24 protein-coding genes are annotated in these 23,238 nt (G+C 61.1%); 21 read left to right on the top strand and 3 right to left on the bottom strand.

The genetic code is table 11. The features are described 5' to 3' along the window. Positions 1 to 1,358 precede the first annotated feature (1,358 nt). The 15 genes from KGA88_RS03570 (at position 1,359) to KGA88_RS03645 (ending at position 16,492) form a co-directional block, all read left to right on the top strand. Entirely contained in the window at positions 1,359 to 2,543 is a 1,185-nt protein-coding gene (locus KGA88_RS03570; protein WP_110661850.1) for a flavin-dependent monooxygenase, read from the top strand. A gap of 124 nt (positions 2,544 to 2,667) precedes the next feature. Further along, complete coding sequence (locus KGA88_RS03575; RefSeq protein WP_110661851.1) at positions 2,668 to 3,792, top strand: LLM class flavin-dependent oxidoreductase; 1,125 nt, start codon at positions 2,668 to 2,670, stop codon at positions 3,790 to 3,792. Between the two features lie 442 nt (positions 3,793 to 4,234). Further along, on the top strand, positions 4,235 to 4,735 hold the full coding sequence (locus tag KGA88_RS03580) for a DUF4822 domain-containing protein (RefSeq protein WP_110661852.1): 501 nt from the start codon (positions 4,235 to 4,237) through the stop codon (positions 4,733 to 4,735). 106 nt (positions 4,736 to 4,841) lie between these two features. Then, positions 4,842 to 5,282 (top strand): hypothetical protein, encoded by a 441-nt coding sequence (locus KGA88_RS03585; RefSeq protein ID WP_110661853.1) that lies wholly within the window; start codon positions 4,842 to 4,844, stop codon positions 5,280 to 5,282. A 662-nt stretch (positions 5,283 to 5,944) separates the two neighbouring features. Further along, a complete protein-coding gene (locus tag KGA88_RS03595; RefSeq protein WP_223589020.1) occupies positions 5,945 to 6,835 on the top strand; it encodes a VOC family protein in 891 nt (296 codons plus the stop codon). Positions 6,836 to 6,846: 11 nt separating this feature from the next. After that, positions 6,847 to 7,728 (top strand): CoA transferase subunit A, encoded by an 882-nt coding sequence (locus tag KGA88_RS03600; protein ID WP_223589023.1) that lies wholly within the window; start codon positions 6,847 to 6,849, stop codon positions 7,726 to 7,728. Between the two features lie 11 nt (positions 7,729 to 7,739). Continuing rightward, positions 7,740 to 8,528 carry a CoA-transferase subunit beta gene (locus KGA88_RS03605; protein WP_223589025.1) on the top strand — a complete coding sequence of 263 codons (789 nt, stop codon included), beginning with the start codon at positions 7,740 to 7,742 and terminating at the stop codon, positions 8,526 to 8,528. A 23-nt stretch (positions 8,529 to 8,551) separates the two neighbouring features. Continuing rightward, on the top strand, positions 8,552 to 9,424 hold the full coding sequence (locus tag KGA88_RS03610) for an enoyl-CoA hydratase (protein ID WP_046043072.1): 873 nt from the start codon (positions 8,552 to 8,554) through the stop codon (positions 9,422 to 9,424). 2 nt (positions 9,425 to 9,426) lie between these two features. Further along, positions 9,427 to 10,494, top strand: a complete 1,068-nt coding sequence (locus tag KGA88_RS03615) for an NAD(P)H-dependent flavin oxidoreductase (RefSeq protein WP_223589027.1) — start codon at positions 9,427 to 9,429, stop codon at positions 10,492 to 10,494. 10 nt (positions 10,495 to 10,504) lie between these two features. Further along, complete coding sequence (locus KGA88_RS03620; protein WP_223589029.1) at positions 10,505 to 11,260, top strand: enoyl-CoA hydratase family protein; 756 nt, start codon at positions 10,505 to 10,507, stop codon at positions 11,258 to 11,260. Positions 11,261 to 11,270: 10 nt separating this feature from the next. Beyond that, complete coding sequence (locus tag KGA88_RS03625) at positions 11,271 to 12,437, top strand: acyl-CoA dehydrogenase family protein (RefSeq protein ID WP_223589132.1); 1,167 nt, start codon at positions 11,271 to 11,273, stop codon at positions 12,435 to 12,437. Between the two features lie 10 nt (positions 12,438 to 12,447). After that, positions 12,448 to 13,503, top strand: a complete 1,056-nt coding sequence (locus KGA88_RS03630) for an acyl-CoA dehydrogenase family protein (RefSeq protein ID WP_223589031.1) — start codon at positions 12,448 to 12,450, stop codon at positions 13,501 to 13,503. A 71-nt stretch (positions 13,504 to 13,574) separates the two neighbouring features. After that, on the top strand, positions 13,575 to 14,723 hold the full coding sequence (locus KGA88_RS03635; RefSeq protein ID WP_223589033.1) for an acetyl-CoA C-acetyltransferase: 1,149 nt from the start codon (positions 13,575 to 13,577) through the stop codon (positions 14,721 to 14,723). 144 nt (positions 14,724 to 14,867) lie between these two features. Beyond that, positions 14,868 to 15,743, top strand: a complete 876-nt coding sequence (locus tag KGA88_RS03640; protein ID WP_223589035.1) for an SDR family oxidoreductase — start codon at positions 14,868 to 14,870, stop codon at positions 15,741 to 15,743. Between the two features lie 239 nt (positions 15,744 to 15,982). Beyond that, entirely contained in the window at positions 15,983 to 16,492 is a 510-nt protein-coding gene (locus KGA88_RS03645) for a DUF1993 family protein (RefSeq protein WP_110659938.1), read from the top strand. 172 nt (positions 16,493 to 16,664) lie between these two features. On the opposite strand, the gene sstT is transcribed toward KGA88_RS03645, so the two are convergent. Then, positions 16,665 to 17,897: a serine/threonine transporter SstT gene (sstT, locus tag KGA88_RS03650; RefSeq protein ID WP_223589038.1), complete on the bottom strand. Its 1,233-nt coding sequence runs from the start codon at positions 17,895 to 17,897 to the stop codon at positions 16,665 to 16,667. 465 nt (positions 17,898 to 18,362) lie between these two features. Here sstT and KGA88_RS03655 point away from each other — a divergent pair, with 465 nt between their 5' ends. Then, positions 18,363 to 19,523 carry an MFS transporter gene (locus KGA88_RS03655; RefSeq protein WP_223589040.1) on the top strand — a complete coding sequence of 387 codons (1,161 nt, stop codon included), beginning with the start codon at positions 18,363 to 18,365 and terminating at the stop codon, positions 19,521 to 19,523. Here the strand turns inward: KGA88_RS03655 and nhaR are convergent. After that, the gene (gene nhaR, locus KGA88_RS03660) at positions 19,510 to 20,409 is read right to left on the bottom strand and encodes a transcriptional activator NhaR (RefSeq protein ID WP_223589042.1); all 900 of its coding nucleotides are present in this window, start codon (positions 20,407 to 20,409) and stop codon (positions 19,510 to 19,512) included. The genes KGA88_RS03655 and nhaR overlap by 14 nt on opposite strands. Before the next feature lie 135 nt (positions 20,410 to 20,544). Here nhaR and KGA88_RS03665 point away from each other — a divergent pair, with 135 nt between their 5' ends. Continuing rightward, positions 20,545 to 20,781 (top strand): hypothetical protein, encoded by a 237-nt coding sequence (locus KGA88_RS03665; RefSeq protein ID WP_223589045.1) that lies wholly within the window; start codon positions 20,545 to 20,547, stop codon positions 20,779 to 20,781. Positions 20,782 to 20,810: 29 nt separating this feature from the next. Then, positions 20,811 to 21,560, top strand: coding sequence for a TerC family protein (locus tag KGA88_RS03670; protein ID WP_110659932.1), 750 nt, complete (start codon positions 20,811 to 20,813; stop codon positions 21,558 to 21,560). 70 nt (positions 21,561 to 21,630) lie between these two features. On the opposite strand, the gene KGA88_RS03675 is transcribed toward KGA88_RS03670, so the two are convergent. Beyond that, positions 21,631 to 21,792, bottom strand: coding sequence for a hypothetical protein (locus KGA88_RS03675; RefSeq protein WP_181432046.1), 162 nt, complete (start codon positions 21,790 to 21,792; stop codon positions 21,631 to 21,633). 177 nt (positions 21,793 to 21,969) lie between these two features. Here KGA88_RS03675 and KGA88_RS03680 point away from each other — a divergent pair, with 177 nt between their 5' ends. From KGA88_RS03680 to KGA88_RS03690, 3 genes are all read left to right on the top strand, one after another. Further along, complete coding sequence (locus tag KGA88_RS03680; RefSeq protein WP_110659931.1) at positions 21,970 to 22,704, top strand: peptidase C39 family protein; 735 nt, start codon at positions 21,970 to 21,972, stop codon at positions 22,702 to 22,704. Positions 22,705 to 22,798: 94 nt separating this feature from the next. Beyond that, positions 22,799 to 23,005 carry a DUF6021 family protein gene (locus KGA88_RS03685; protein ID WP_015094297.1) on the top strand — a complete coding sequence of 69 codons (207 nt, stop codon included), beginning with the start codon at positions 22,799 to 22,801 and terminating at the stop codon, positions 23,003 to 23,005. A gap of 17 nt (positions 23,006 to 23,022) precedes the next feature. Continuing rightward, positions 23,023 to 23,238, top strand: coding sequence for a hypothetical protein (locus tag KGA88_RS03690; RefSeq protein WP_223589048.1), 216 nt, complete (start codon positions 23,023 to 23,025; stop codon positions 23,236 to 23,238).

Below are 23,238 nucleotides of genomic sequence, written 5' to 3' on the forward strand. Positions count from 1 at the left end.
CAATCTCTTTCAGACGCACTCAATCCTTGTAGGAGCTGGCTTGCCAGCGATGGCGGCCTACCAGCCGCCCAATCTCTTTCAGACGCACTCAATCCTTGTAGGAGCTGGCTTGCCAGCGATGGCGGCCTACCAGCCGCCCAATCTCTTTCAGACGCACTCAATCCTTGTAGGAGCTGGCTTGCCAGCGATGGCGGCCCACCAGCCGCCCAATCTCTTTCAGACGCACTCAATCCTTGTAGGAGCTGGCTTGCCAGCGATGGCGGCCCACCAGCCGCCCAATCTCTTTCAGACGCACTCAATCCTTGTAGGAGCTGGCTTGCCAGCGATGGCGGCCCACCAGCCGCCCAATCTCTTTCAGACGCACTCAATCCTTGTAGGAGCTGGCTTGCCAGCGATGGCGGCCCACCAGCCGCCCAATCTCTTTCAGACGCACTCAATCCTTGTAGGAGCTGGCTTGCCAGCGATGGCGGCCCACCAGCCGCCCAATCTCCTTCAGACGCACTCAATCCTTGTAGGAGCTGGCTTGCCAGCGATGGCGGCCTACCAGCCGCCCAATCTCCTTCAGACGCACTCAATCCTTGTAGGAGCTGGCTTGCCAGCGATGGCGGCCTACCAGCCGCCCAATCTCTTTCAGACGCACTCAATCCTTGTAGGAGCTGGCTTGCCAGCGATGGCGGTGTTTCAGGTGCAGCAGGGTTGGCTGGTGTGGCGTCATCGCCGGCAAGCCAGGCTCCTACAGGGAGCCGTGTACAACCTCACGATCAGGCCGGCCGGTAGGCCGCCTCGGTTTGGCTTTTGCGGTGCGCGCCCCCTCGAGAGGCCGAGTGCAGGTTCTGCGCAGTGGGCAACCCGGCATGGATGCCGGGTTAGCCACCCCCCGGCCATGGATGGCCGATGGCGGCGGGCCCACGGAGCAGGACCGGAGCGAGGGTATGCCGAGCCACAGCGAGGCACCGAACGAAAGGGGCAAAGCGCTTTGGTTACTTTCGCGCTCTTCGAAAGTGACCCGCCGTAAGGGCGGAGCCTTATTTGGCCGTTACCGCAGCAACGGATATGTACACCTACAAAATAATCATCACCTGATGCAAAGCCTTCGCGAGCAAGCCCGCTCACACAGGGATCTTCAGTTGCCACAAGTCCCGAGTAAAACCCAGGGCCCAATGCGCGAGCGAAGACAGCCTGTCACCCAACACATCCCTCTCAGATGCCCCCCTGATACCTGTTCCCCAAAACCACATGGTCCGTTTGAGGGATGTCCCCTGCGTTGCGCATTGTTTGAATGCCAGTGTAGGGGCGCTACACCCGCCCCGCTGCACGCGCGCCCCGGCGGATGGGGTGAACAAAGGAGAACAATAAAAATGCTCAACCAAGACCTGATTCGCCAGCGTCTGAGCCAACGTGCCCGCGAGCTGGTGCCGATCCTGCGTGAACGCGCCCTGAACGCCGCGCAAGCCGGCCAGTTGCCTGAAGAAACCCTGAAGGATTTCCAGGACGCCGGGTTCTTTCGCATCCTGCAACCGTCCCGTTGGGAAGGCTATGAGCTCGAGCCCAAGGATTTTTTCGACGTACAGATGACCCTCGCCGAGGGCTGCATGTCCTCGGCCTGGGTGCTGGGAGTGGTGGCGATCCACAACTGGCAGTTGGCGCTGTTCGACGATCGCGCGGCCCAGGATGTCTGGGGTAGTGATTCCAGTGTGCTGATTTCCTCTTCCTATATGCCAGTGGGTAAGGTCGAGCGGGTCGACGGTGGCTTCAAATTGAGTGGACGCTGGGGTTTTTCTTCCGGCAGCAAGCATTGCGACTGGGCGTTCCTCGGTGCGTTGGTACCGCCGGCAGAGGCGGGCGGGGCGCCGGATTACCGGACGTTCCTGGTGCCGCGCAGTGACTATCAGATTCTCGACAACTGGAACGTCATGGGCCTGGAAGCCACTGGCTCCCACGACATTCTGGTGGAAAACGCCTTCGTTCCCGAGTACCGCACCCATCGCGCGTTCGACGGTTTCATGCAGAACAGTCCGGGCAATGCGGTGAACACAGCACCGTTGTTCCGCCTGCCGTTCGGGCAGATTTTCGTGCGTGCGGTGTCGTCGTCCGCCATCGGTGCCCTGCAAGGCGCGGTGGATCAGTTTGTCGAGCACAACCGCGCCCGGGTCGGGGTCAATGACGGTCGCAAGATGGTCCAGGACCCGGCTGCGCAAACGTCACTGGCCAACGCCATGGTTTGCGTCGACGAGTGCAAGACCGTGCTGCATCGCAACTTCGCCCTGATGCTGGAGCGTGCGCAGAAGGGCGAGCCGTTGAGCATGCCCGAGCGAGTGAAGATGCGTTACGACTCGGCTCTGGTGGCTGACAAGTGCGCCAAGGCCGCTGGCGATCTGATGTTCAACAGCGGCGCCTCGACGATCTTCCGCAGCCATCCGATCAACCGTGCGTTCCGCGACATTCACACCGGTCGCGCCCACGTCGCCAACAGTCCGGCCAAGTACGCCTGGAACCTCGGCGGGGTGAGCATGGGCCAGGACAGCAGCGACTTTTTCCTCTGACCCTTCAGTACAAATCGGCTAGTCCGTTTGCGTGATTCGAGCGCCCCGCCGATGCACGAGCATTGGCGGTAAGGCGAAGGTCTACGGCGCCGACTGCGCATCCAAATAAGCACAAGGATCAACCATGAAATTTTCCCTGATTTACGAAGCCCAGACGGTGGACTCCAGTCGCGAAGGCGACCGCAAGATTTTTGAAGACACCGTCGAGCAGGCTGTACTCGCCGACAAGCTTGGCTTCGACACCTTCTGGTGTGTTGAGCACACGGCGCTGAGCAACTATTCGCACATGTCCGCACCGGAAACCATGCTGGCTTTCGTTGCCGGTAAAACCGAACGCATCGGCATCGGCCACGGCGTGGTCTGCCTGCCACCGGCGATGAACCACCCGGTGAAAGTCGCCGAGCGCATCGCTACCCTCGACCTGCTGTCCAAGGGCCGTGTGCACTTTGGTGTGGGCAAGGGCGGCACCCAGCAGGAAGCCGGCACTTTCGGCTACGACCTGGCGACCTTGCAGCCGCAAATCGACGAGATGATGTACCTGATCCCGAAAATGTTCGTGCAGGACGAGATCGAGCACAACGGCGACTTCGTGCAGATCCCCAAGCGTCCGATCCATCCGAAGCCTTACCAGGATCCGCACCCGCCGATGTACCTGGCATGCACCAACACCGAGTCGCTGAAAAATGCCGGCGGTCGTGGCATGGGCGCCCTGGTACTGGGCTTCGGTGGCCCGGAAGAAATCGCCAAGAAGGTCGAGGTGTATCACACCGCCTACGACAATCGCGATGAGAAGAAGCAAGTGGGCTTCCGTCCTAACCGTCACATCGCCGCGCTGTGCCCGGCCATCGTGCTTGACGACAACGAAGAGGCGCGCCGCATCGGTATCCGTGGTCAGCGTTATTTCATGGAATCCCTGGGCTACTGGTACGGCGGTGGCGAGCGTCCGGACCCGGAGAAGTGGAAGGACGACACCTTCGTCGATGGCAATGGCCAGAGCGTGATCAAGTCGCGCTTCGCTTCCGAAGAAGTCAGTGTCGACTTCTCCGACCCGACCATGGCGATGATGAACCCGAACCACGCCTACGGCACCGTCGAGGATTGCATCGGCTACGTGCAGCGCCTGATCGATGCCGGCGCCGACGAAATCCTGTTCATCTGCCAGATGGGCACCGTGCCGCAGTGGGCACAGCTGGAGACCCTGAAGAACATTGGCGAGAAAGTGATTCCGCACTTCCGCAAATCCAAGTGATTGGTACGCCCCTGTAGGAGCCGGCTTGCTGGCGAAAGCTGCGACTCGGTGTGCCTGACGTGCCGCCATCGCTGGCAAGCCAGTTCCTACAGGGCTGCCAGTGGGACAAGCAAGGCGTTTTTCAGGCCAGGCACGGACGTCAGGCCAACTTTCCAACGGGTCCCCAAGGCCCGTTTTTTTATGCCTGCCGATTTCTCCCCGGTCGATTGACCTGTGCATAGTTGTCACCCCTTGTTTAACTCCGAGAACATCGCGGTCAGCGATAATTCCTACGGGGGATTCCGAGCCTTCTTGAACACGTCTGCGGCAATTGTTGCAAATATATGCCAGGTATTGTTAGTGGCTGATATCGGTCCTATATTCCATCCGCTGATCGCAGTGATCAATTTCCACGACAACAAAAAAACAAGCGTCACCTCTAAACTCATCGAGGAATTATTCCATGCGAAAATACAACTCAATGTTTATAGGTTTACTCTTCGCCGGATTACTCAGTCCACTTGCCAGTCATGGAAAGCAGATGGAGGCTAAGTCTGATATTCAAGCATTGGCCTCATCTCCTCAATGGCTGACAACCAAGGTTTATATAGAGGGAGCCCCTGAAGTAGATGTGAAGGAAAAGTATCCAGGTGTTGTCGGGATTTCAATGTGGGATCCCGGTCGCAATCGTTATGAGTTTTTCTATACCGATACCGGGTTATCAAAGTATGACAATGGTGGTGGCGGTTACTTCCTTGTCACCGGTGACAAAACAACACATATCCTGGTGCCTGATCAAGGAGCGGTCAGGACTGTGGTCAGAAGACTGGAAAAACTGGATAACGAAGAGTTCACCTATTCACGAGAGGTGCCTCGCGACATGGTCGATGCCAATGCGCCTGTCCGGATTTATGTGGTCCATGCGCCCTACAAAGGCCCTCTGAAGACCTCGATGTCGCACTAAAAACTTCCTGCAGTATTTTATCAGTTCATTGTTTCGATATACCAAGGCGTCGATTTTATTGATGCTGTCCTGAAATAACATCCGTAGAAAATAAAAAAGGCACAACATGAATATTGAATTCAGACCGCTATTAATGTCTATGTTACTGCTGGCTGGAATGTACTCGGCTGGCGCCAATGCACAGCCGACAACGCCTGCGGTCTCAAAAGAGGCTGTCGCCACGCCAGATAATGCAATCATGCTGACTGTTTTCCTGAAACACGATCAGTCACGGCCATTGGGGGAGTTGAGAGAGCAATTCACCAAGCTGGGGTTTTACAAGGTGTTCCCTCCTGCCGGGGTGGAGGTTGTCAGCTGGAATATAACCATGGGTATTGGACATGTCATCGTTCTGCGCTTGCCTGCCTCGCGTCTCGCAGCGGTAAATCTCGCACTCGAAAACACCGCATGGGGAAGTTACCGGACAGAATTCTTTCCTACCTATGATTACAAGGAAATAGCACTGGCAGAGCAGAAGAAAGTGCGAGAAGCCAAATCCAACCAATAACTACAGAGCAGGCGTGCAACGCCATAACGGGTCTCCCAGGCCCGTTTTATATGCCTGCCGGATAGGGTATTGGCCACTGCATACCCCTTGTGGGAGCGAGCTTGCTTGCGATAAACCGGACTACGCCGCGGGGTGTCAGGCTTTCAGCGTTATCGTTGACGACCATCGCGAGCAGGCTCGCTCCTACAGGTTGTTGCGCAAGCTCGCGCCACCGATTGTGCCTGCATTTTGATGGTAGCTGTACGCAGGGCGCCCTTGGGCGCGCCGGCTTCTTGGATTCCCCGGTCTACTAACCGGTGATCGCAATGCCCTGCTGGGCATTTCCAACAGCGTCATGCTTGCCGAAATCACCGCTAACCGCGTGCTCGATCAAATCGAACCACCTGCATAAACCCGCAACACCACTGACCCCTGTGGGAGCGGGCTTGCTCGCGAAGAGGCCGGCACATTCAACATCAATGGCGCCTGACACGCCGCCTTCGCGAGCAAGCCCGCTCCCACAGTTTTTTATGCGCGTACCCCATCAAATCCGCTAGTCCCATTGGACGATGTTGCCCCTCCCCGAACCCGTTTGAATAGCTCCTACATATGGCCCCTACATAAAGTCTCCCCCGGCACCAGCCGAAGGGCGGCATGGCCTGAGAAAAACGAGGAGTGCATCCATGGATATCCGCGGTCTGGGTTACGTCACCCTGTTATCCAGCGACCTGGCGCAATGGCGCCACTACGCAAGCCAGGTGTTGGGCATGATGGTCAGCGGCGACGATGAGCAGCTGTACCTGAAAATGGACGAGCGTCATTACCGCATCCTCGTGCAGAAGAATGCCGAGAACAGCTTCGGTGCTTGCGGCTGGGAAGTCGCCGGCAAAGCAGCCCTGGAACAGGCAGTCAGCGAACTGCAACAGGCCGACGTGCAAGTCACTCGCGGTACAGCCGCCGAAACCGAGCTGCGCAAGGTCCAGGAACTGGTGCATTTCAGCGACCCGGACGGCAATCGTCACGAAATCTTCTGGGGCCCGCTGCAGGACTTCGCCCGTTTCGTTTCGCCGGTAGGGGTCAAAGGTTTCGTCACCAACGACCTCGGCATGGGCCACGTCGTACTGCCAGCCCCGGCCTTCGAGCGCTGCCGCGACTTCTACGAGCAAGTGATGGGCTTCGGCCTGTCGGACCTGATGAAAGTCCGCTTCACCCCGGACCCGGCCGAACCGCAAAAGCGCATTCACTTCCTGCACTGCAACAACGGCCGCCACCACTCGCTGGCGATTTTCGAGTGCCCGATGCCCCACGGTTGCGTGCACATGATGGTCGAGGTCAACGCGCTGGACGAAGTCGGTCGTGCGCTGGATCGCGTCCACGCCAACGGCGTGAAGATGTCGGCCACCCTCGGCCAGCACACCAATGACCAGATGATTTCTTTCTATATCAAGACCCCGTCCGGGTTTGACCTGGAGTACGGCTGCGATGGCCTGGTGGTCGACTGGGACCGCCACACGCCGTTCGAAAGCACCGTGGTCAGCCACTGGGGCCACGACTTCAGTGTCGGTCGCCAATGAGGAACAAGACGATGGACAAGCAAATGACCACCGCCGAGATTGTCGGCCAACTGCGTGACGGCATGACCATCGGTATCGGTGGCTGGGGCCCGCGCCGCAAGCCGATGGCGCTGGTACGCGAGATCCTGCGCTCGGACCTCAAGGAGCTGACTGTTGTTGCATACGGGGGGGCGGACGTCGGCATGCTTTGCGCAGCCGGGAAGATCAAGAAGCTGGTGTTCGCCTTCGTATCCCTGGACTTCATTCCACTGGAGCCGTACTTCCGCAAGGCACGCCAGGAAGCGGCACTGGAAGTGATGGAAATCGATGAAGGGATGCTGCTGCTCGGCCTGCGCGCTGCGGCGATGAATGTACCGTTCATTCCGACGGCCGTGGGCCTGGGCACCGATGTGCTGCGCCACAACCGCCAGATCAAGTTGATCGCCTCGCCCTATGCCGATGGCAAGGACTGGGTTGCCATGCCGGCGCTCAAGCTCGACGCGGCGCTGGTCCACGTTGACCGTGCCGATAAACGTGGCGTGTGCCAGATCAGCGGTCCGGATCACTACATGGACGACCTGTTCGTGCGGGCCGCGACCCACAGCTACGTGACCTGCGATGAGCTGGTCGACAGCGAGTATTTCCATCGGGACGCCGCCCATGCGCATCAGGTGTTCTGGGAACGCAACCTGACCACCGCCGTGGCCCACGTGCCGGGCGGGGCGCATCCGTCTTCCTGTACGCCGCTGTACGGTTTCGACGTCGCTCACTTCAAGGCCTACAACGCCACGGTGCAGGCGGCCGATGGCTGGGAAGGCTACGTGCGCGACTACGTCGACTGCACCCACGAACAATATCTGGAAAAGGTCGGCGGCCTGGCTGCGATCCGTGAACTGCCGTTGCCGATTTTCTAAGGAACCTTCCGATGAGCACTACTACTTACAGCCTCGCCGAACTGATGATCTGCGCGGCCGCCGAAGCCTGGTGTGAAGACGGCGAGGTTCTGGCCAGCGGCATCGGCGTGATCCCGCGCCTGGCCGCTTCGCTGGCCATGCTGACCAGCAACCCGCAGCTGCTGATGACCGACTCCGAAGCCTACATGGTTGCCGAACCGGTGCCGTTGGGCGCGCGAAAAGGCTATGAACCCAAGCGCGACAGCTGGATGGGTTTCTCGCGGATTTTCGACAACGTCTGGGGCGGCAAGCGCCATGCACTGGTCGGCCCGACCCAGATCGACCGTTACGGTCAGGCGAACATTTCCTGCATCGGCGACTACGCCAAACCCAAGGCACAGATGCTCGGTGTGCGCGGTTTCCCCGGCAACTCGATCAGCCACGCCAACTCGTTTTGCGTGCCGAGCCATAACCGTCGGGTGTTCGTCGAAGGCGAGGTCGATATGGTCGCCTCGGTCGGCTACAACCCGGCGCGTCTGGCGCGGGGCTGGTCGCTGGACGACATCGACATCCGCCTGATCATCACCGACCTCTGCGTCCTGGATTTCCAGGGTCCGCAGCGGCAGATGCGCATCCGTTCGCTGCACTCCGGCGTGACGGCAGCGCAAGTCCAGGACAACACCGGTTTCGAATTGCACGTGCCGGACGACTGCCCGACCACGGCGGCCCCGACTGTCGAGCAATTGCAACTGATCCAGCGTCTGGACCCGCACAACCTGCGCGCCCTGCAACTCAAAGACAACCCGCCAGGCCAACGCTGAGCAACGCGTTGCGGAGAAAAGTGATGGCTGAACATAACGATAACAATCAGGCCGAGGTGGTGCTGTACGAGGTGCGTGGCGCGGTGGCCCTGGTCACCATGAACCGCCCCGAGTTCCACAACGCGCAGAACTCGCAGATGACCTATGCGCTGGACGCGGCGTTTCGCCGGGCCTGCGATGACGATGAAGTGAAGGTCATTGTGTTGCGTGGCGCCGGCAAGCACTTCTCCGCCGGGCACGACATCGGCACCCCGGGCCGCGACGTCGACAAGACCTTCGACCGCGCCAGCCTGTGGTACGACCATGTGAACAAACCGGGCGGCGAGTTTCTCTATGCCCGCGAGCAGGAAGTCTATCTGGGCATGTGCCGCCGCTGGCGCGAGATGCCCAAGCCGACCATCGCCATGGTCCAGGGTGCGTGCATTGCCGGTGGCTTGATGCTGGCCTGGGTCTGCGACCTGATCGTCGCCAGCGAGGATGCCTACTTCGCCGATCCGGTGGTGCGCATGGGCATTCCCGGGGTTGAGTACTTTGCGCACGTGCATGAGCTCAATCCGCGCATCGCCAAGGAGTTCCTCTTCCTCGGCGAACGCATGCCGGCACCCCGTGCCTATCAGATGGGCATGCTCAATCGGGTGGTGGCTCGCGACGAGCTGGAACAACAGACCCTCGACATCGCCGGGCGCATCGCACAAATGCCGCGCCTGGGCCTGCAACTGAGCAAGCAAGCGGTGAACAACGCCGAGGACCTGATGGGCAAGCGCGCGACCATGGACATGGTGTTCGGCCTGCATCACTTCGCCCATGCCCACAACGAACTGGTGTCCGGCGACCGCCTCGGCGGCTACGACGCCAAGGCCATGGCCAGTTCCCAGCGCAAAACGGGCGAGGCGTGAACATGGCGATCTCGTTGAATACCCGTTTGACTGAACTGCTCGGTTGCCGCTATCCGATCATCCAGACCGCCATGGGCTGGGTCGCCGACCCGAAACTGGTGGCGGCCACGGGCAATGCTGGCGGTTTCGGTTTTCTCGCCGGGGCGACCATCGAGCCGCAACAGATGGAAGCGGCGATCATCGAAACCCGGCGCCTGACCGATCAGCCGTTCGGGGTGAATTTCCATATGTACCAGGCCAATGCCGGCGAGATCGTCGAGTTGGTGTTGCGTCATAAAGTCCGCGCGGTCAGCTACAGCCGTTCGCCGGGCAAGCAAATGATCAGCCGCCTGAAGGATGCCGGCGTGGTGTGCATTCCCACGGTCGGCGCGCTCAAGCATGCGCAGAAAGCCGTGGAAATGGGCGCCGATGCGGTGACCGTACAGGGTGGCGAGGGCGGTGGGCATACCGGTTCCGTGCCGACGTCGATGCTGCTGGATCAGGTGGTCAATGCCGTGTCGGTGCCCGTGGTGGCGGCCGGCGGTTTCAAGGATGGCAAGGGCTTGGTCTCGGCCCTGGCCTACGGCGCCGAAGGCATCGCCATGGGCACGCGTTTCCTGATGTGCGCCGACAGCCCGGTGCCCCAGGCGACCCTGGCCCGCTACCTGGCGGTCAAGGACCCGGCAGCGATCATCATCAGCCGCGCCATCGACGGCATGCCGCAACGGATGATCCGCAACGAATTGCTCAACCAGCTGGAAAACAGCGGCGGCCTCAAGCGCCTGTTGCTGGCGTTGCAGAGTGGCCTGGCTTACCGCCGCCACACCGGCATGAGCCTGACGCAACTGCTGAGCAGCGCGCTGAAGATGCGCGGTAGCGGTGAGCTGACCGCCGCGCAAAGCATCATGGCCGCCAACGCGCCGATGGTGATCCAGAAAGCCATGGTCGACGGGCAACCGGCCGCGGGCGTGTTGCCCGCCGGGCAGATCGCTGCATCCATCGACAGCTTGCCCAGCTGCGCCCAATTGATTGAACAGATCGTCCGCGACGCCGAAGCGCGCCTGGGCGAGCTGTGTCGCCGTGTGTCGTAAGGGGAAAGACATGAAACCATTTAGCGTGAGTATCGATAACGGCATCGCCGAACTGGTGTTCGACCGGCCACCGGTCAACGCCTTCAACAACCAGGGCTGGGCCGATATCGCCAGCGAGATCGAAAGCCTGGGCCGCGACAGCGACGTGCGGGTGATCGTGATTCGTGCAGAAGGCCGCGGCTTCTGCGCCGGGGTCGATATCAAGGAACTGGCCGCCGACGGCAGCCTGATCGTCGCCGTGAACAAGGGTAACTACGACAGCTTCAAGGCCATCCACCGCAACCCGAAACCGGTGATCGTCGCCGTGCACGGCTTCGTACTGGGCGGCGGCATCGGCATCTGTGGCGCCGCCGACATCATCGTCGCTTCCGAATGCGCCACCTTCGGCGTGCCGGAAGTGGATCGCGGGGCCATGGGTGGCGGCGCGCATTTGCAGCGCCTGTTCCCGGTGCAGAAAGTCCGCCACATGTACTTCACCGGCGAGGCCATCGACGCCGCCGAGGCTTATCGCCTGGGCGCGGTGGAACGGGTGGTCAAGCGCGAAGACTTGCGCGAAGCCGCGTTGCAGACCGCCCGCACCATCGCCGCCAAGAGCCCGGGCATGATCAGCCTGGCCAAGGAAGCGCTGACCGGCATCGAAGACGGCAATCTCGAAGACAAATACCGCTGGGAACAAGGCTTCACCCTCGAAGCCTACCGCTCACTGGACTCTCAGGAAGCACGCGACTCGTTCGTCGAGAAACGCGATGCCCGATTCAACGGCTGAAGGCATATCCATGGACCTGACCTATACCCCGGCCCAGCAGGCCTTTCGTGCCGAGGCACGGACCTGGCTGGCGGCCAATGTACCGAGTGAACCGCTGCAATCGTTCGACACCGAACAGGGCTTTGCCGAGCACCGCGCCTGGGAAGCCAGGCTCAATGAAGGCCGTTGGGGCATGGTCACTTGGCCGACCGAACTCGGCGGGCGCGGCTGCGACCTGATCGAATGGCTGATTTTCGAAGAGGAATACTACCGTTCCGGGGCGCCGGCACGGGTCAACCAGAACGGCATTTTCCTGCTCGGCCCGACCCTGATGGAATACGGCAGCGAAGAACAGAAAGCGCGTTTCCTGCCGCGCATGGCCACCGGCGAAGACATCTGGGCCCAGGCCTGGTCCGAGCCGGGTGCCGGTTCCGACATGGCGGCGATCCGCTCCAAGGCTGAACGGGTGGGCGACCACTACGTGATCAATGGCCAGAAGACCTGGTCGACCCGCGCGGTGTGGGCCGATTGGGCGTTTGGTATTTTCCGTACCGACGCGCAGTCCCAGCGTCATCACGGCCTGACCTTCATCCTGCTGCCGCTGGACACGCCGGGCATCACCGTGCGGCCGATCCCGCAGCTCAATGGCTTGCCGGGCTTTGCCGAGATCTTCTTCGACGACGTCAAGGTGCCGGTGGAAAACGCCCTCGGTGGCGAAGGCATGGGCTGGCACGTGGCGATGTCCACCGCCGGTTTCGAGCGTGGTTTGTTGCTGCGTTCACCTGCGCGCTTCCAGGAAACCGCCAAGCGCCTGGTGCAGTTGTACCTGGCCAACCGTGAACAGGCCGACCGCGACCCGGCCATTGGCGAAGCGGTGATGCGCGCCTGGCTCGATGCCGAGGCCTACACCCTGAGCACCTACATGACCGCCTCGCAACTGGTGCAGGGCGGCAAGATCGGGCCGGAATCGTCGACCAACAAGATCTTCTGGTCCGAACTCGACCAGCGCATGCACGACACCGCCATGAGCATTCTCGGCCTGCGCGGCGAACTATTGCCTGAAGCTCCGGCTGCCGGTGACGTCGGTCATTGGCTGGAAGGTTTCCTGTTTGCCCAGGCCGGGCCGATCTACGCCGGCACCAACGAGATCCAGCGCAACATCATTGCCGAACGCATGCTCGGCATGCCGCGAGCCTGAGGAATAGACCATGGACTTTAGTTTCAGCCGCGACCAACTGCTGTTTCAGGACAACGTCCGCAGCTTCCTGATCAACGAAGTCACCCCGGAACGCATTCGCGAACTGTGGCAGAGCGACAGCGGGCGCAGTGAGCGACTCTGGGCGCAGCTGGTGGAACTGGGCCTGACCGCGCTGACCGTGCCCGAGGCGCAGGACGGCATGGGCATGAACGAACTGGACTTCGTGCTGATCGCTCAGGAATGCGGGTATGCCGGGCTGCCCGAACCGTTGGTGGACACCATGCTGGTCGGCGTGCCGTTGCTTGCCGCCCTTGATGAGCAACACGCGCCGCTCAAACAAAAATGGCTGTCGCGAGTGGCCGAGGGGCGTGCACGCCTGGCCGTTTCGGAACCGGGTAATCCGCTGGTCAGCGATGCCCATGTTGCCGACTTGCTGTTGCTGGCCCATGGCGACGAGGTGCATACGCTGGAGCGTGATGCCGTGGGCCTGACCCGCAACGAGTCGGTCGACCCGAGCCGTCAACTGTTCCAGGTCGAGTGGACGCCAACACCCGCTACTTGCGTGGCCAGCGGCGAACAAGGACGGCGTTTGTGGGCAGCCACCTTCAACCGTGGCGCCCTCGCCAGTGCCGCGCAACTGTTGGGGCTGGCCAAGCGCATGGTTGACCTGGCGGTGGACTACACCTTCGAGCGCAAACAGTTCGGCAAGCCGGTCGGCTCGTTCCAGGCCGTCAAGCATTTGATGGCCAACGTCGCGGTGCAGATCGAGTTCGCCAAGGGGCCGTTGTATCGCGCCGCCTATGCCGTCGTCGAGCAGCAAGCGGGGCAGGACGTGCTGGTGTCCCACGCCAAGCTGGCAACGGCGGAAGCGGCGATGCTCGCGGCGAAGAACACCATCCAGGCCCACGGCGCCATGGGTTACACCTGGGAAGTCGACTTGCATCTGTTCATGAAGCGCGCCTGGGCGCTGGACAAGGTCTGGGGTGATCGCGGATTGCACAAAGGGCGGGTTCGTACCGCGTTGTTTGACGGCAAGCCAGCACTGGGTGCGGGCAGTACGTTCTAACCAGTCAGTAAGGGTGACGACATTCCACAAGTTTTCGGCGCCTGATTTTAATTTTTTCACCGAGGTACACCATGCCTGAAGCCTATATCGTCGATGCCCTGCGCACGCCCACCGGGCGGCGCAAGGGTGGTCTGAGCCAGATCCACGCCGCCGACCTGGGCGCCCATGTTTTGCGCGCGTTGGTCGAACGTAACGACATTCCCGACGAGGATTACGACGATGTGATCTTCGGTTGCGTCGACACCATCGGCCCACTGGCCGGTGATATCGCTCGCACCAGCTGGCTGGCGGCCGGTCTGTCGCAATCGGTGCCGGGTACCACCATCGACCGTCAGTGCGGTTCGTCCCAGCAAGCGGTGCACTTCGCCGCCCAGGCGGTGATGAGTGGCACCCAGGACGTGGTCATCGCCGGTGGCGTGCAGACCATGACGCAGATCCCGATTTCCTCGGCGATGATCGCTGCCGAGCCGTTGGGCTTCACCGATCCGTTCAGTGGCTCCGAAGGCTGGGTGCGGCGCTATGGCGCGCAACCACCGACGCAGTTCCGTTCGGCGCAGATGATCGCGCAAAAGTGGGACCTGTCCCGGGCGCAGCTTGAAGCCTATTCCCTGGAGTCCCATCGACGTGCCTTGCAGGCCATCGAACAGGGCCGCTTCAACCGCGAGATCGTGCCGCTCGCCGGCGTACTGCATGACGAAACGCCGCGCCAGACCAGCCTGGAAAAAATGGCCGAGCTGGAATTCCTGTTCGGCTGCGATCGGGTGACGGCGGCGGTGTCGAGCCAGACCTGCGACGCGGCCAGCGCGATGCTGATCGTCTCGGAGGCGGCGCTCAAGCGCTACGGCCTGACGCCACGGGCACGCATCCACCACCTGAGCGTACGCGCCGAGGACCCGATCTGGATGCTCACCGCGCCGATCCCGGCCACCGCCTACGCACTCAAGCGCGCCGGCATGAAGCTCGAAGACATTGACCGGGTGGAGATTAACGAGGCCTTCGCTTCGGTGGCCATGGCCTGGTTGAAAGAGACCGGTTATCCCCATGAACAGACCAACGTCAACGGCGGCGCGATTGCCCTCGGCCATCCGCTGGGCGCCACCGGCACCCGCTTGATGTGCACCTTGTTGCATGAACTGGAACGCAGCGGCGGACGCTTCGGCATGCAGACCATGTGCGAAGGCGGTGGGCAGGCCAACGTGACGATCATCGAACGCTTGTAAACCAGGATGCACACCGATCCTGTAGGAGCCGGCTTGCTGGCGATGGGATCACCGCGGTGTACCAGGCGCACCGCAGTGACCCTATCGCCAGCAAGCCGGCTCCTACAGCGATTTGTGCTGTGATGAATTTTAAGGAATAACCCTATGAAAATCTGTGAAAACCGCGTCGTGATCATCACCGGTGCCGGCGCAGGCCTGGGCCGTGCCTACGCACTGGCCTTCGCCGCTGAAGGCGCGAAGGTGGTGGTCAACGACATCAACCGCGAAGCGGCGCTCGCCGTGGTGGGTGAAATCCTCGGCCAGGGCGGCAGTGCCGTGGCCAACAGCGACGACATCACCCGCTACGACTCGGCGGAGCTGATCGTGCGCCAGGCCATCGAAACCTTCGGCGACCTGAACGTGGTGGTCAACAACGCCGGCATCTGCCGCGACCGCATGTTCGCCAGCCTCAGCGAGTCCGACTGGGACGCCGTGGTGGCCGTGCACCTGAAGGGCCACTTCTGCATTTCCAGCCACGCCGTGAAGTACTGGCGCGAGCAGGCCAAGGGCGGCGCCAAGGTCGATGCGCGGATCATCAACACCAGCTCCGGTGCCGGTTTGCAGGGCTCCATCGGCCAGTCCAACTACGCGGCGGCTAAGGGCGGCATTGCTTCGCTGACGCTGGTGCAGGCCGCTGAACTGCGCCGCTACGGCATCACCGCCAACGCCCTGGCACCGGCCGCGCGCACTGGGATGACCGAGCAGGTGTTCGCCGACACCATGAAAAAACCGGAAGAGGGCTTCGATTACTTCGCTCCGGAAAACGTCGCACCGCTGGTGGTGTGGCTGGGCTCCGAGGCGTCCGCTGACGTCACGGGGCAGATGTTCGAAGTCGAGGGCGGCAAGTTGTCGATCGCCGATGGCTGGCGCCGTGGTCCGCAACTGGATCGCCAGGGCCGCTGGGCGGTCGACGAGATGGGCGAGGCCGTCGCACAGTTGGTGGCTCAGGCAATTCCGGCGGCCAAAGTGTACGGCAGCTGAAAAAGACCGGTCTCGGGAGGGGCGTGCATGGCTATAATCGGCCCCTGATACCGATTGGTTAACTCAATGCGGACCTTTGTAGGAGCGAGCCTGCTCGCGATGAACTCAAATGCAACGCGTCAATTCAGACTGGGCGCGTTATCGTTAACGTCCATCGCGAGCAGGCTCGCTCCTACAAAAGCGCTCACATATTCATCGTTGACCGACATGACCCACGTTCCCTCCAGACGAGACCTGCCATGACCATTTCCCTGTACGACGCTTCCGTGCCTGTTTTCCAGCAAATGCTCAACGCCCTGAGCGATGTGCTGAAAAAGGCCGAGGCTCACGCCACCGAAAAAAACATCGACCCTAACGCTTTCCTGCAAGCGCGCCTGTTCCCGGACATGTTCCCGCTGGTGCGTCAGGTGCAGATCGCCGTTGATTTCAGCAAGGGCGTTAGCGGTCGCCTGGCCGAAGTCGAATTGCCGAAGTACGACGACACGGAAACCACCTTCGCCGATCTTCAAGCATTGATCGCCAAGGCCCTGGCCTTCATCGGCAGCATCAAGCCTGAGCAGATCAACGGCAAGGAAGGCATCGAGATCGTCACCCGCCCGGGCACGCCTAAAGAAAAACGCTTCACTGGCCAGTCCTACCTGCTGACCTACGGCCTGCCGCAGTTCTTCTTCCACGTCACCACCACTTACGCACTGCTGCGCCACAACGGCGTGGAAGTGGGCAAGCGCGACTACATGGGCGCGTTCTAAACCGTCCAGGTACAAAAAAGCCCCCGGAGCCTTTGGCTGCGGGGGCTTTTTCATGTGTACGCGGTTTCCTGTGGGAGCGGGCTTGCTCGCGAAAGCGGTGTGTCAGCCAACGCTAATGTTGAAACTGACGGCCCCTTCGCGAGCAAGCCCGCTCCCACATGGGGTGGCGGCGTTACGCCAGACGCTGGGCTTTCTGCTCTTCACCCAGGCAAGCCGCCGCGGTGAACAGCACGTCGGTGGAGGAGTTCAACGCTGTCTCCGCCGAATCCTGCAACACACCAATGATGAAACCGACCGCCACCACCTGCATGGCGATTTCGCTCGGGATGCCGAACAGGCTGCACGCCAGTGGAATCAGCAACAGCGAACCACCCGCCACGCCCGAAGCACCGCAGGCGCAGATTGCTGCGACGACGCTGAGCAGGATCGCGGTCGGAATGTCCACGGCGATGCCCAGGGTGTGCACGGCCGCCAGGGACAGCACGGTGATGGTGATCGCAGCGCCGGCCATGTTGATGGTCGCGCCCAACGGGATCGATACCGAGTAGGTGTCTTCGTGCAGGCCCAGGCGCTTGCTCAACTCCAGGTTGACCGGGATGTTCGCCGCCGAGCTACGGGTGAAGAACGCCGTGATGCCGCTCTCGCGCAGGCAGGTCAGCACCAGCGGGTACGGGTTGCGGCGCAGTTTCCAGAACACGATGAGCGGGTTCATCACCAGCGCGACAAACAACATGCAGCCGAGCAGCACGGCCAGCAAGTGCGCGTAGCCGATCAAGGCGCCGAAGCCGGAGGTGGCGAGCGTCGAGGCCACCAGGCCGAAGATGCCCAGCGGGGCGAAGCTGATCACCAGGCGCACGATCACCGTCACGCCGTTGGACAGGTCGCCCAGCACTTCACGGGTCGTGTCGCCGGCATGGCGAATGGCGATGCCCATGCCGATGGCCCAGGCCAGAATGCCGATGAAGTTGGCGTTCATCAGGGCGCTGACCGGGTTATCGACCACGCTCAGCAACAGGCTTTGCAACACTTCGCCAATTCCGCCCGGCGCCGTGACCGCGACGTCCTGGGTCGACAGCACCAGGCTCGACGGGAACATCATGCTGGCAACCACCGCGACCACGGCGGCGGCGAAAGTGCCCAGCAGATACAGGAACAGAATCGGCCGGATGTGGGTTTCCTGACCGTGCTTGTGGTTGGCAATCGACGCCATGACCAGCACGAACACCAGAATCGGCGCGACCGCTTTCAGCGCCGAGACAAACACTTTGCCGATGAACGCGGTGGACTTCGCCACGTCAGGGGCAAACAGGGCCAGGGCAATACCGGCGATCAGGCCGATCACGATTTGCGTGACCAGGCTCAAGCGTTTAAGGCGTTGCAATAGAGAAGGGGATGAAGCTGTCATAAAACGGCATCTCTGATTTTTTAGGTGCAGGGTTTCGCAGGTGCGCAGCAACAAACAGGGCAGGCCGCAGGCAGGAAACCGAGAAGGAAACACGGGGCTAATGCCAGCGCTGATTCCTGTGGCGAGGGAGCTTGCTCGCGCTGGACTGCGCAGCAGGCCCATTTGTTGGGGCCGCTTCGCTGCCCAGCGCGAGCAAGCTCCCTCGCCACGGGTTCAGTGTCTCGGTTTAACCGATCGGCATTAACCACAGGGTGTACGTTTTTCAGGGCGCGGACTTTATCACAGCCCAGCGTGGGCACGATCTTTCAGACCTGTGACGAACTGCCACCATGGTATTCAACGAGATAGGCAGGTTCGTGCAACCGCGTGCGGAAACACTCTGTTAAGATTCGCCATCCTCATTTTCATGTCTGCCAGTGGGCCTTCGGGCTATCGCTGGTGTCGTCGTTTTTTCTGGAGTTCTGCATGCTGTTGCCCATTCTTCTGTTGTCTGCCGCCGGTTTCACGGTGCTGACCACGGAATTCATCATCGTCGGCCTGTTACCGGCCATCGCCCGGGACCTGGACGTCAGCATCCCGCAGGCCGGTTTGCTGGTGACGTTGTTCGCTTTCACCGTGGCCGCGTTCGGGCCGTTCCTGACGGCATACTTCGCCCGCTTCGAACGGCGCAAGCTGTTCATCTCGGTGCTGATCATGTTTGGCCTGGCCAACACGCTGGCGGCACTGGCGCCGAACATCTGGGTGATGGCCTTTGCCCGGTTGATCCCGGCGCTGGGGCTGCCGGTGTTCTGGGCACTGGCCAGCGAGACGGCGGTGGACATCGTCGGGCCGGATTACGCCGGGCGCGCCATCGCCAAGATCGGCTTCGGCATTGTCTGCGCCACGGTGTTCGGCATTCCGGTGGGCACGCTGATTTCCGATGCGTTCGGCTGGCGCAGCGCCTTCGCGATTCTGGCAGTCATCGCCTTTGCCAAGGCGTTGCTGCTGTTTATCTACCTGCCGAAAACCAATCTGCATCAGCATCAGGTGAGCTTCCGGTCGCAGTTCAAGATCCTGCGCAGTCCGCTGATGCTGGGGCATGTGCTGCTGTCGGTGATTGTGTTCAGCGGCATGTTCACCGCCTACACCTATCTGGCGGACATTCTTGAGCGCCTGGCCGGTTTCAACGGTACGGTGGTCGGCTGGTGTCTCATGGGCTTCGGCGCGGTCGGGCTGATCGGCAACTCCCTGGGCGGCCGGGCGGTGGATCGTCATCCGCTGATGGCGTCGATGATGTTCTGCGCGTTCATGATTGCCGGCCTGGTGGCACTGGTGCCGAACATTCATTCGCCGCTCGGCCTGGCGGCGGCCATGGGCATCTGGGGCGTAACCCAGGCAGCGTTGTTCCTGGTCAGCCATGTGCGCCTGATGAAAGCCGCGCCCGAGGCGCCGGCGTTCGCCGCGTCGCTGAACATCGCCGGGGCCAACCTCGGTATCGGCCTGGGCGCGATGATCGGTGGCCGGGTGATCGACAGCGTCGGCCTGCAAGGCCTTGGTTTTGCGGCGGCCGCTTTCATTCTGGCTTCGATCCTGCTGGCCATCGCGCTGATGACCTTCAAGCCGCGTGAAGAGGTTACAGCGCTGTAAACAGCTCGCGTCGGGCACCTTCGGTAATGGCAACAATGCCGGGGTGCTTGACCTTGCGCTCCACTGAAATGGCATAGAACGACTCGCTCACCGCGTCGGTCTGGCCAATCACCTCTACGCCACATTGGCGTTTCACTTCATCGGCGATCACGCTCGGACCGATGAAAATCCCGCTGCCGGATTGGCCAAAGGCCTGCATCAGGGCGCTGTCGTCGAACTCACCGACAATCTGCGGCTGGATCTGCTGCTCGGCGAACCAGCGCTGCAAGCGACTGCGCACCACGGTTTCCGGGCCGGGAATCAGCAGCGGCGCACCGTGCAGATTGCGCGGGAAGTCGTGTCCATAACGTGCCGCCAGCTCCGGGGTGGCGAAGAAGCTGATCCCGCACTCACCGAGTTTCTGGCTGTAGCCCTTGATGTCCAGGTGCGACGGCATCGGGCTGTCGGATATCACCAGGTCCAGGCGCTGGATCGCCAGGTCGGCCAACAAACGCTCAAGCTTGTCTTCGCGGCACGTGATGCGCAGCGGTTCGCTCAGCTCCATGGTCGGTGCGATCAGGCGATAGACGATGGATTTGGGCACCACGTCGGCCACACCGACACGAAACAGAATCTGCTGCTCATTGGGTTGTGCCCGCAGCATCAGTTCCAGTTCACCCCCCAGCTGAAACATTTGCTCGGCGTAGGGCAGGGCCTGGCGTCCGGCCTCGGTCAGTTCGAGTTGCCGTCCGACGCGCCGAAACAATTCGATGCCAAAGGTCTGTTCCAGTAATGAAATCTGCCCGCTGATGGTTTGTGGCGTGAGATTGAGCTGCTCGCAGGCACGCACGATGCTGCCGGTCTTGGCCACCACCCAGAAGTAATGCAATTGCCGGTAGTTGAGCATGGCGATCTACAGTTCGTAAAAACCGAAGTATAACCGCTAAAAATACGAATTTTCCTGAAGTATTCAGTTCCCTAGAATGCATCGCTATCAACGGGCCATCGTTTCGGTCCCGTTCGTTCTATCGAGGAATGCATCATGAAGCTGAAAACCACGGCACTGCTAATCACGTCTTTACTCGTACTGGCCGGTTGCGACCAGGCCGAGAAAAGCGCGCAGCAGTTGATGGGCAAGGCTGCCGAAAGCGCCAAACAGGCGATTGACGATACTCACAAGGCCGCCGAACAGGCGCTCAGCGATGCCACCGGCAGTGGCAAAAAAGAATCATCGGATAAAGATGCGGAAAAATCCGAATCTTCTTCCCAGGAAATCTAAACCGCATTACAACGAGTCAGGACTGACCCATGGACTACCTTTTACAACTTGCCGCCAGCCCCACCGCCTGGGTCGCCCTCGCCACCCTGATCGTGATGGAAATCGTGCTCGGCATCGACAACCTGATCTTCATCTCGATCCTGACCAACAAGCTGCCTTTGCACAATCGACAGCGGGCACGGCGCATTGGTATCGGCATGGCGTTGATCCTGCGCCTGGGCTTGCTGAGCACCATCGCGTTCATCGTCCAGTTGACTGCGCCGGTGATCGAGATTCTCGGCCACGCGTTCTCCTGGAAAGACATGATCCTGATCGCCGGTGGCCTGTTCCTGTTGTGGAAGGCGACCACCGAGATCCATCACAGCATGGACCCGGCACCGGAAGATCCGAAGACGGCGACCTCGACCGTGACCCTGGGCTTCGCTGCCGCGATCGGTCAGATCCTGATGCTGGACATGGTGTTCTCCATCGACAGCATCATTACCGCTGTCGGCATGACCGAGCATTTGCCGATCATGGTCATTGCGGTGGTGGTGTCGGTACTGGTGATGTTGTTGGCGGCTGATCCGTTGGCCAAGTTCATCAACGACAACCCGACGGTGGTGATGCTGGCCCTGGGCTTCCTGATCATGATCGGCATGACGCTGATTGCCGAAGGTTTCGGCGCCCACGTACCGAAAGGCTACGTCTATGCGGCCATGGCATTCTCGGCTTCGATCGAGGTGTTGAACATGATGTCCCGCCGGGCCCGGCAGAAGCAGGTAAACGCTGACGCTTGACGCTGGATAAATACGAAACGGCCGCCTGAACCCAGGCGGCCGTTTTCGTTTGTGTGAGGCAAAAAACTGATCAGTGAGCGTTGGCGTGTGGGCTGCGCGTCTCTTCTGGCGCAGTGGCTGGCGGGGCAGGGTGATGGTGGCGACGAGTAATGCGCAGCACGCCCCACAGCATGGCGGCGGCTACCGCCAGCCATCCGCCAATCAACATCACAATGATCATGGTCAGGCTCATCTGTGCCTCCTCTTTGCCCTGCTGCGGGCACACGCTTCGCTGTCGTCTCTTTAGGGAACAGTCTAGCCGTTGCTGTATTTCAGGCTATTGACCGAAAGTCGACAGACACTAACCAGTTTGCTCTATCGACAGCGCTCGACTGCCGTTTAAAGCTATACCGTTGCGGCGCGGCGCCCTATGATCGACGACCAAGCCGGGAATGGGATTGCCCGGCGTCTGAACCTGAACAAGAGAGCGATGATGGTGCGGGTATTTTCTCGAATTTTGTCGACCATGCTGATCGCCGGTTGCGTGGCAAGCCTGGCGGGCTGTGCCGGCAGCGTTGCGCCCGAGATCAAGCGTTTGCCGGAGCGTGTCGAACTCAGCGGCCGGTTCTATCGGGGCGATGCCTATCAAAGCGGGCCCCAGGTACTGGCCAGCATGCTGTCCCAGCAGGGCATCGTGATCACCCCGGGTTTGCTCGACAAGCCCTTGCATCTGCCGGGGGGCGAAGCTCAGTTGCAACAGAACATGCAGAACCTGGCCCGCGAGTACGGGATGGTCGTTTATCCCCTCGACAGCAACCTTGCGGCCTTGTTGACGCAAGTCGCCGCCGGTTATCCGGTAATGGTGCGTTTTACTGAAGGCTCGGCGATGTGGGCCGAACCGCGTTACGCCATTCTGGCCGGCTACAATCGCCAGAAACAGACGGTCCTGTTGCGCGCCGGGATGAATCGCCGCGAACTGATGAGCTTCAGTTCCTTCGAGTCCGCGTTCAAGGACGCCGGTGGTTGGGCCGTGCTGATTCAGAATCCGACGCAAATCCCGGCTCAGGTCGATCAGCAGCGTTGGCTCAAGGCCGCCAACGATGTGGCTCAGGCCGGCCAGGAACAAGCGGCCGCGAAGGCGAAAAAAGCCTTGGCCGCACACTAAGTCCGTTGGTCACCCGGCGGGCACCATCGCTCGTCGCCAGCCTCTGATCTTTAACGGCCCGGACCATTCTTCGGGCCGAGATCAGGAGGCGCCCATGGCTCATTCCACCACGCCCGTCGGTCCGCACTCGTCTGAACATTCTTCCGGCGATGAGCTGGGTTTCGATCCCGATTCCCCGGACCTTGCCGATCCACAGGTCGACCCGATCGGACCCGCCAAGGCGCCGAGGGATGTGAAGCCGGGTGACAACCCCAAGGCTCCGGCCAAGCCCTACGATCCACTGGGTGATCTGAAACCTTAGGTCCAATGGAGGTGCGTATGTCCAATGATTCCAGTTTCGACGATAAACGTCCGGAAACTGTCCCAACTACGCCGCAAGAGGACATTGACCCGGTGCTGGATCCGGACAGCCCGCTGCGCGATCCACTGGCGCGGCCGACAGTGGTGCCAATCGAGCATCCGCAGGGCTGGCGAGACCCTAGCAAAGGGGATGGCATTCCGGATGACGACCAGATGCCGCTGCCTAACGATTGA

It is taken from the genome of Pseudomonas sp. A-R-19, assembly GCF_019956575.1.
In the GTDB taxonomy this organism is placed as follows: domain Bacteria; phylum Pseudomonadota; class Gammaproteobacteria; order Pseudomonadales; family Pseudomonadaceae; genus Aquipseudomonas.

What these genes read in the sequence shown, in the direction of transcription:
- KGA88_RS03615 (WP_223589027.1), top strand. Translation starts at nt 9,427, where the DNA reads ATGGCGATCTCGTTGAATACCCGTTTGACTGAACTGCTCGGTTGCCGC.
- nhaR (WP_223589042.1), bottom strand. Translation starts at nt 20,409, where the DNA reads ATGCTCAACTACCGGCAATTGCATTACTTCTGGGTGGTGGCCAAGACC.
- KGA88_RS03620 (WP_223589029.1), top strand. Translation starts at nt 10,505, where the DNA reads ATGAAACCATTTAGCGTGAGTATCGATAACGGCATCGCCGAACTGGTG.
- KGA88_RS03680 (WP_110659931.1), top strand. Translation starts at nt 21,970, where the DNA reads ATGATCGACGACCAAGCCGGGAATGGGATTGCCCGGCGTCTGAACCTG.
- KGA88_RS03600 (WP_223589023.1), top strand. Translation starts at nt 6,847, where the DNA reads ATGGACAAGCAAATGACCACCGCCGAGATTGTCGGCCAACTGCGTGAC.
- KGA88_RS03640 (WP_223589035.1), top strand. Translation starts at nt 14,868, where the DNA reads ATGAAAATCTGTGAAAACCGCGTCGTGATCATCACCGGTGCCGGCGCA.
- KGA88_RS03645 (WP_110659938.1), top strand. Translation starts at nt 15,983, where the DNA reads ATGACCATTTCCCTGTACGACGCTTCCGTGCCTGTTTTCCAGCAAATG.
- KGA88_RS03635 (WP_223589033.1), top strand. Translation starts at nt 13,575, where the DNA reads ATGCCTGAAGCCTATATCGTCGATGCCCTGCGCACGCCCACCGGGCGG.
- KGA88_RS03595 (WP_223589020.1), top strand. Translation starts at nt 5,945, where the DNA reads ATGGATATCCGCGGTCTGGGTTACGTCACCCTGTTATCCAGCGACCTG.
- KGA88_RS03575 (WP_110661851.1), top strand. Translation starts at nt 2,668, where the DNA reads ATGAAATTTTCCCTGATTTACGAAGCCCAGACGGTGGACTCCAGTCGC.
- KGA88_RS03625 (WP_223589132.1), top strand. Translation starts at nt 11,271, where the DNA reads ATGGACCTGACCTATACCCCGGCCCAGCAGGCCTTTCGTGCCGAGGCA.
- KGA88_RS03605 (WP_223589025.1), top strand. Translation starts at nt 7,740, where the DNA reads ATGAGCACTACTACTTACAGCCTCGCCGAACTGATGATCTGCGCGGCC.
- KGA88_RS03670 (WP_110659932.1), top strand. Translation starts at nt 20,811, where the DNA reads ATGGACTACCTTTTACAACTTGCCGCCAGCCCCACCGCCTGGGTCGCC.
- KGA88_RS03580 (WP_110661852.1), top strand. Translation starts at nt 4,235, where the DNA reads ATGCGAAAATACAACTCAATGTTTATAGGTTTACTCTTCGCCGGATTA.
- KGA88_RS03610 (WP_046043072.1), top strand. Translation starts at nt 8,552, where the DNA reads ATGGCTGAACATAACGATAACAATCAGGCCGAGGTGGTGCTGTACGAG.
- KGA88_RS03585 (WP_110661853.1), top strand. Translation starts at nt 4,842, where the DNA reads ATGAATATTGAATTCAGACCGCTATTAATGTCTATGTTACTGCTGGCT.
- KGA88_RS03675 (WP_181432046.1), bottom strand. Translation starts at nt 21,792, where the DNA reads ATGAGCCTGACCATGATCATTGTGATGTTGATTGGCGGATGGCTGGCG.
- KGA88_RS03685 (WP_015094297.1), top strand. Translation starts at nt 22,799, where the DNA reads ATGGCTCATTCCACCACGCCCGTCGGTCCGCACTCGTCTGAACATTCT.
- sstT (WP_223589038.1), bottom strand. Translation starts at nt 17,897, where the DNA reads ATGACAGCTTCATCCCCTTCTCTATTGCAACGCCTTAAACGCTTGAGC.
- KGA88_RS03630 (WP_223589031.1), top strand. Translation starts at nt 12,448, where the DNA reads ATGGACTTTAGTTTCAGCCGCGACCAACTGCTGTTTCAGGACAACGTC.
- KGA88_RS03655 (WP_223589040.1), top strand. Translation starts at nt 18,363, where the DNA reads ATGCTGTTGCCCATTCTTCTGTTGTCTGCCGCCGGTTTCACGGTGCTG.
- KGA88_RS03690 (WP_223589048.1), top strand. Translation starts at nt 23,023, where the DNA reads ATGTCCAATGATTCCAGTTTCGACGATAAACGTCCGGAAACTGTCCCA.
- KGA88_RS03665 (WP_223589045.1), top strand. Translation starts at nt 20,545, where the DNA reads ATGAAGCTGAAAACCACGGCACTGCTAATCACGTCTTTACTCGTACTG.
- KGA88_RS03570 (WP_110661850.1), top strand. Translation starts at nt 1,359, where the DNA reads ATGCTCAACCAAGACCTGATTCGCCAGCGTCTGAGCCAACGTGCCCGC.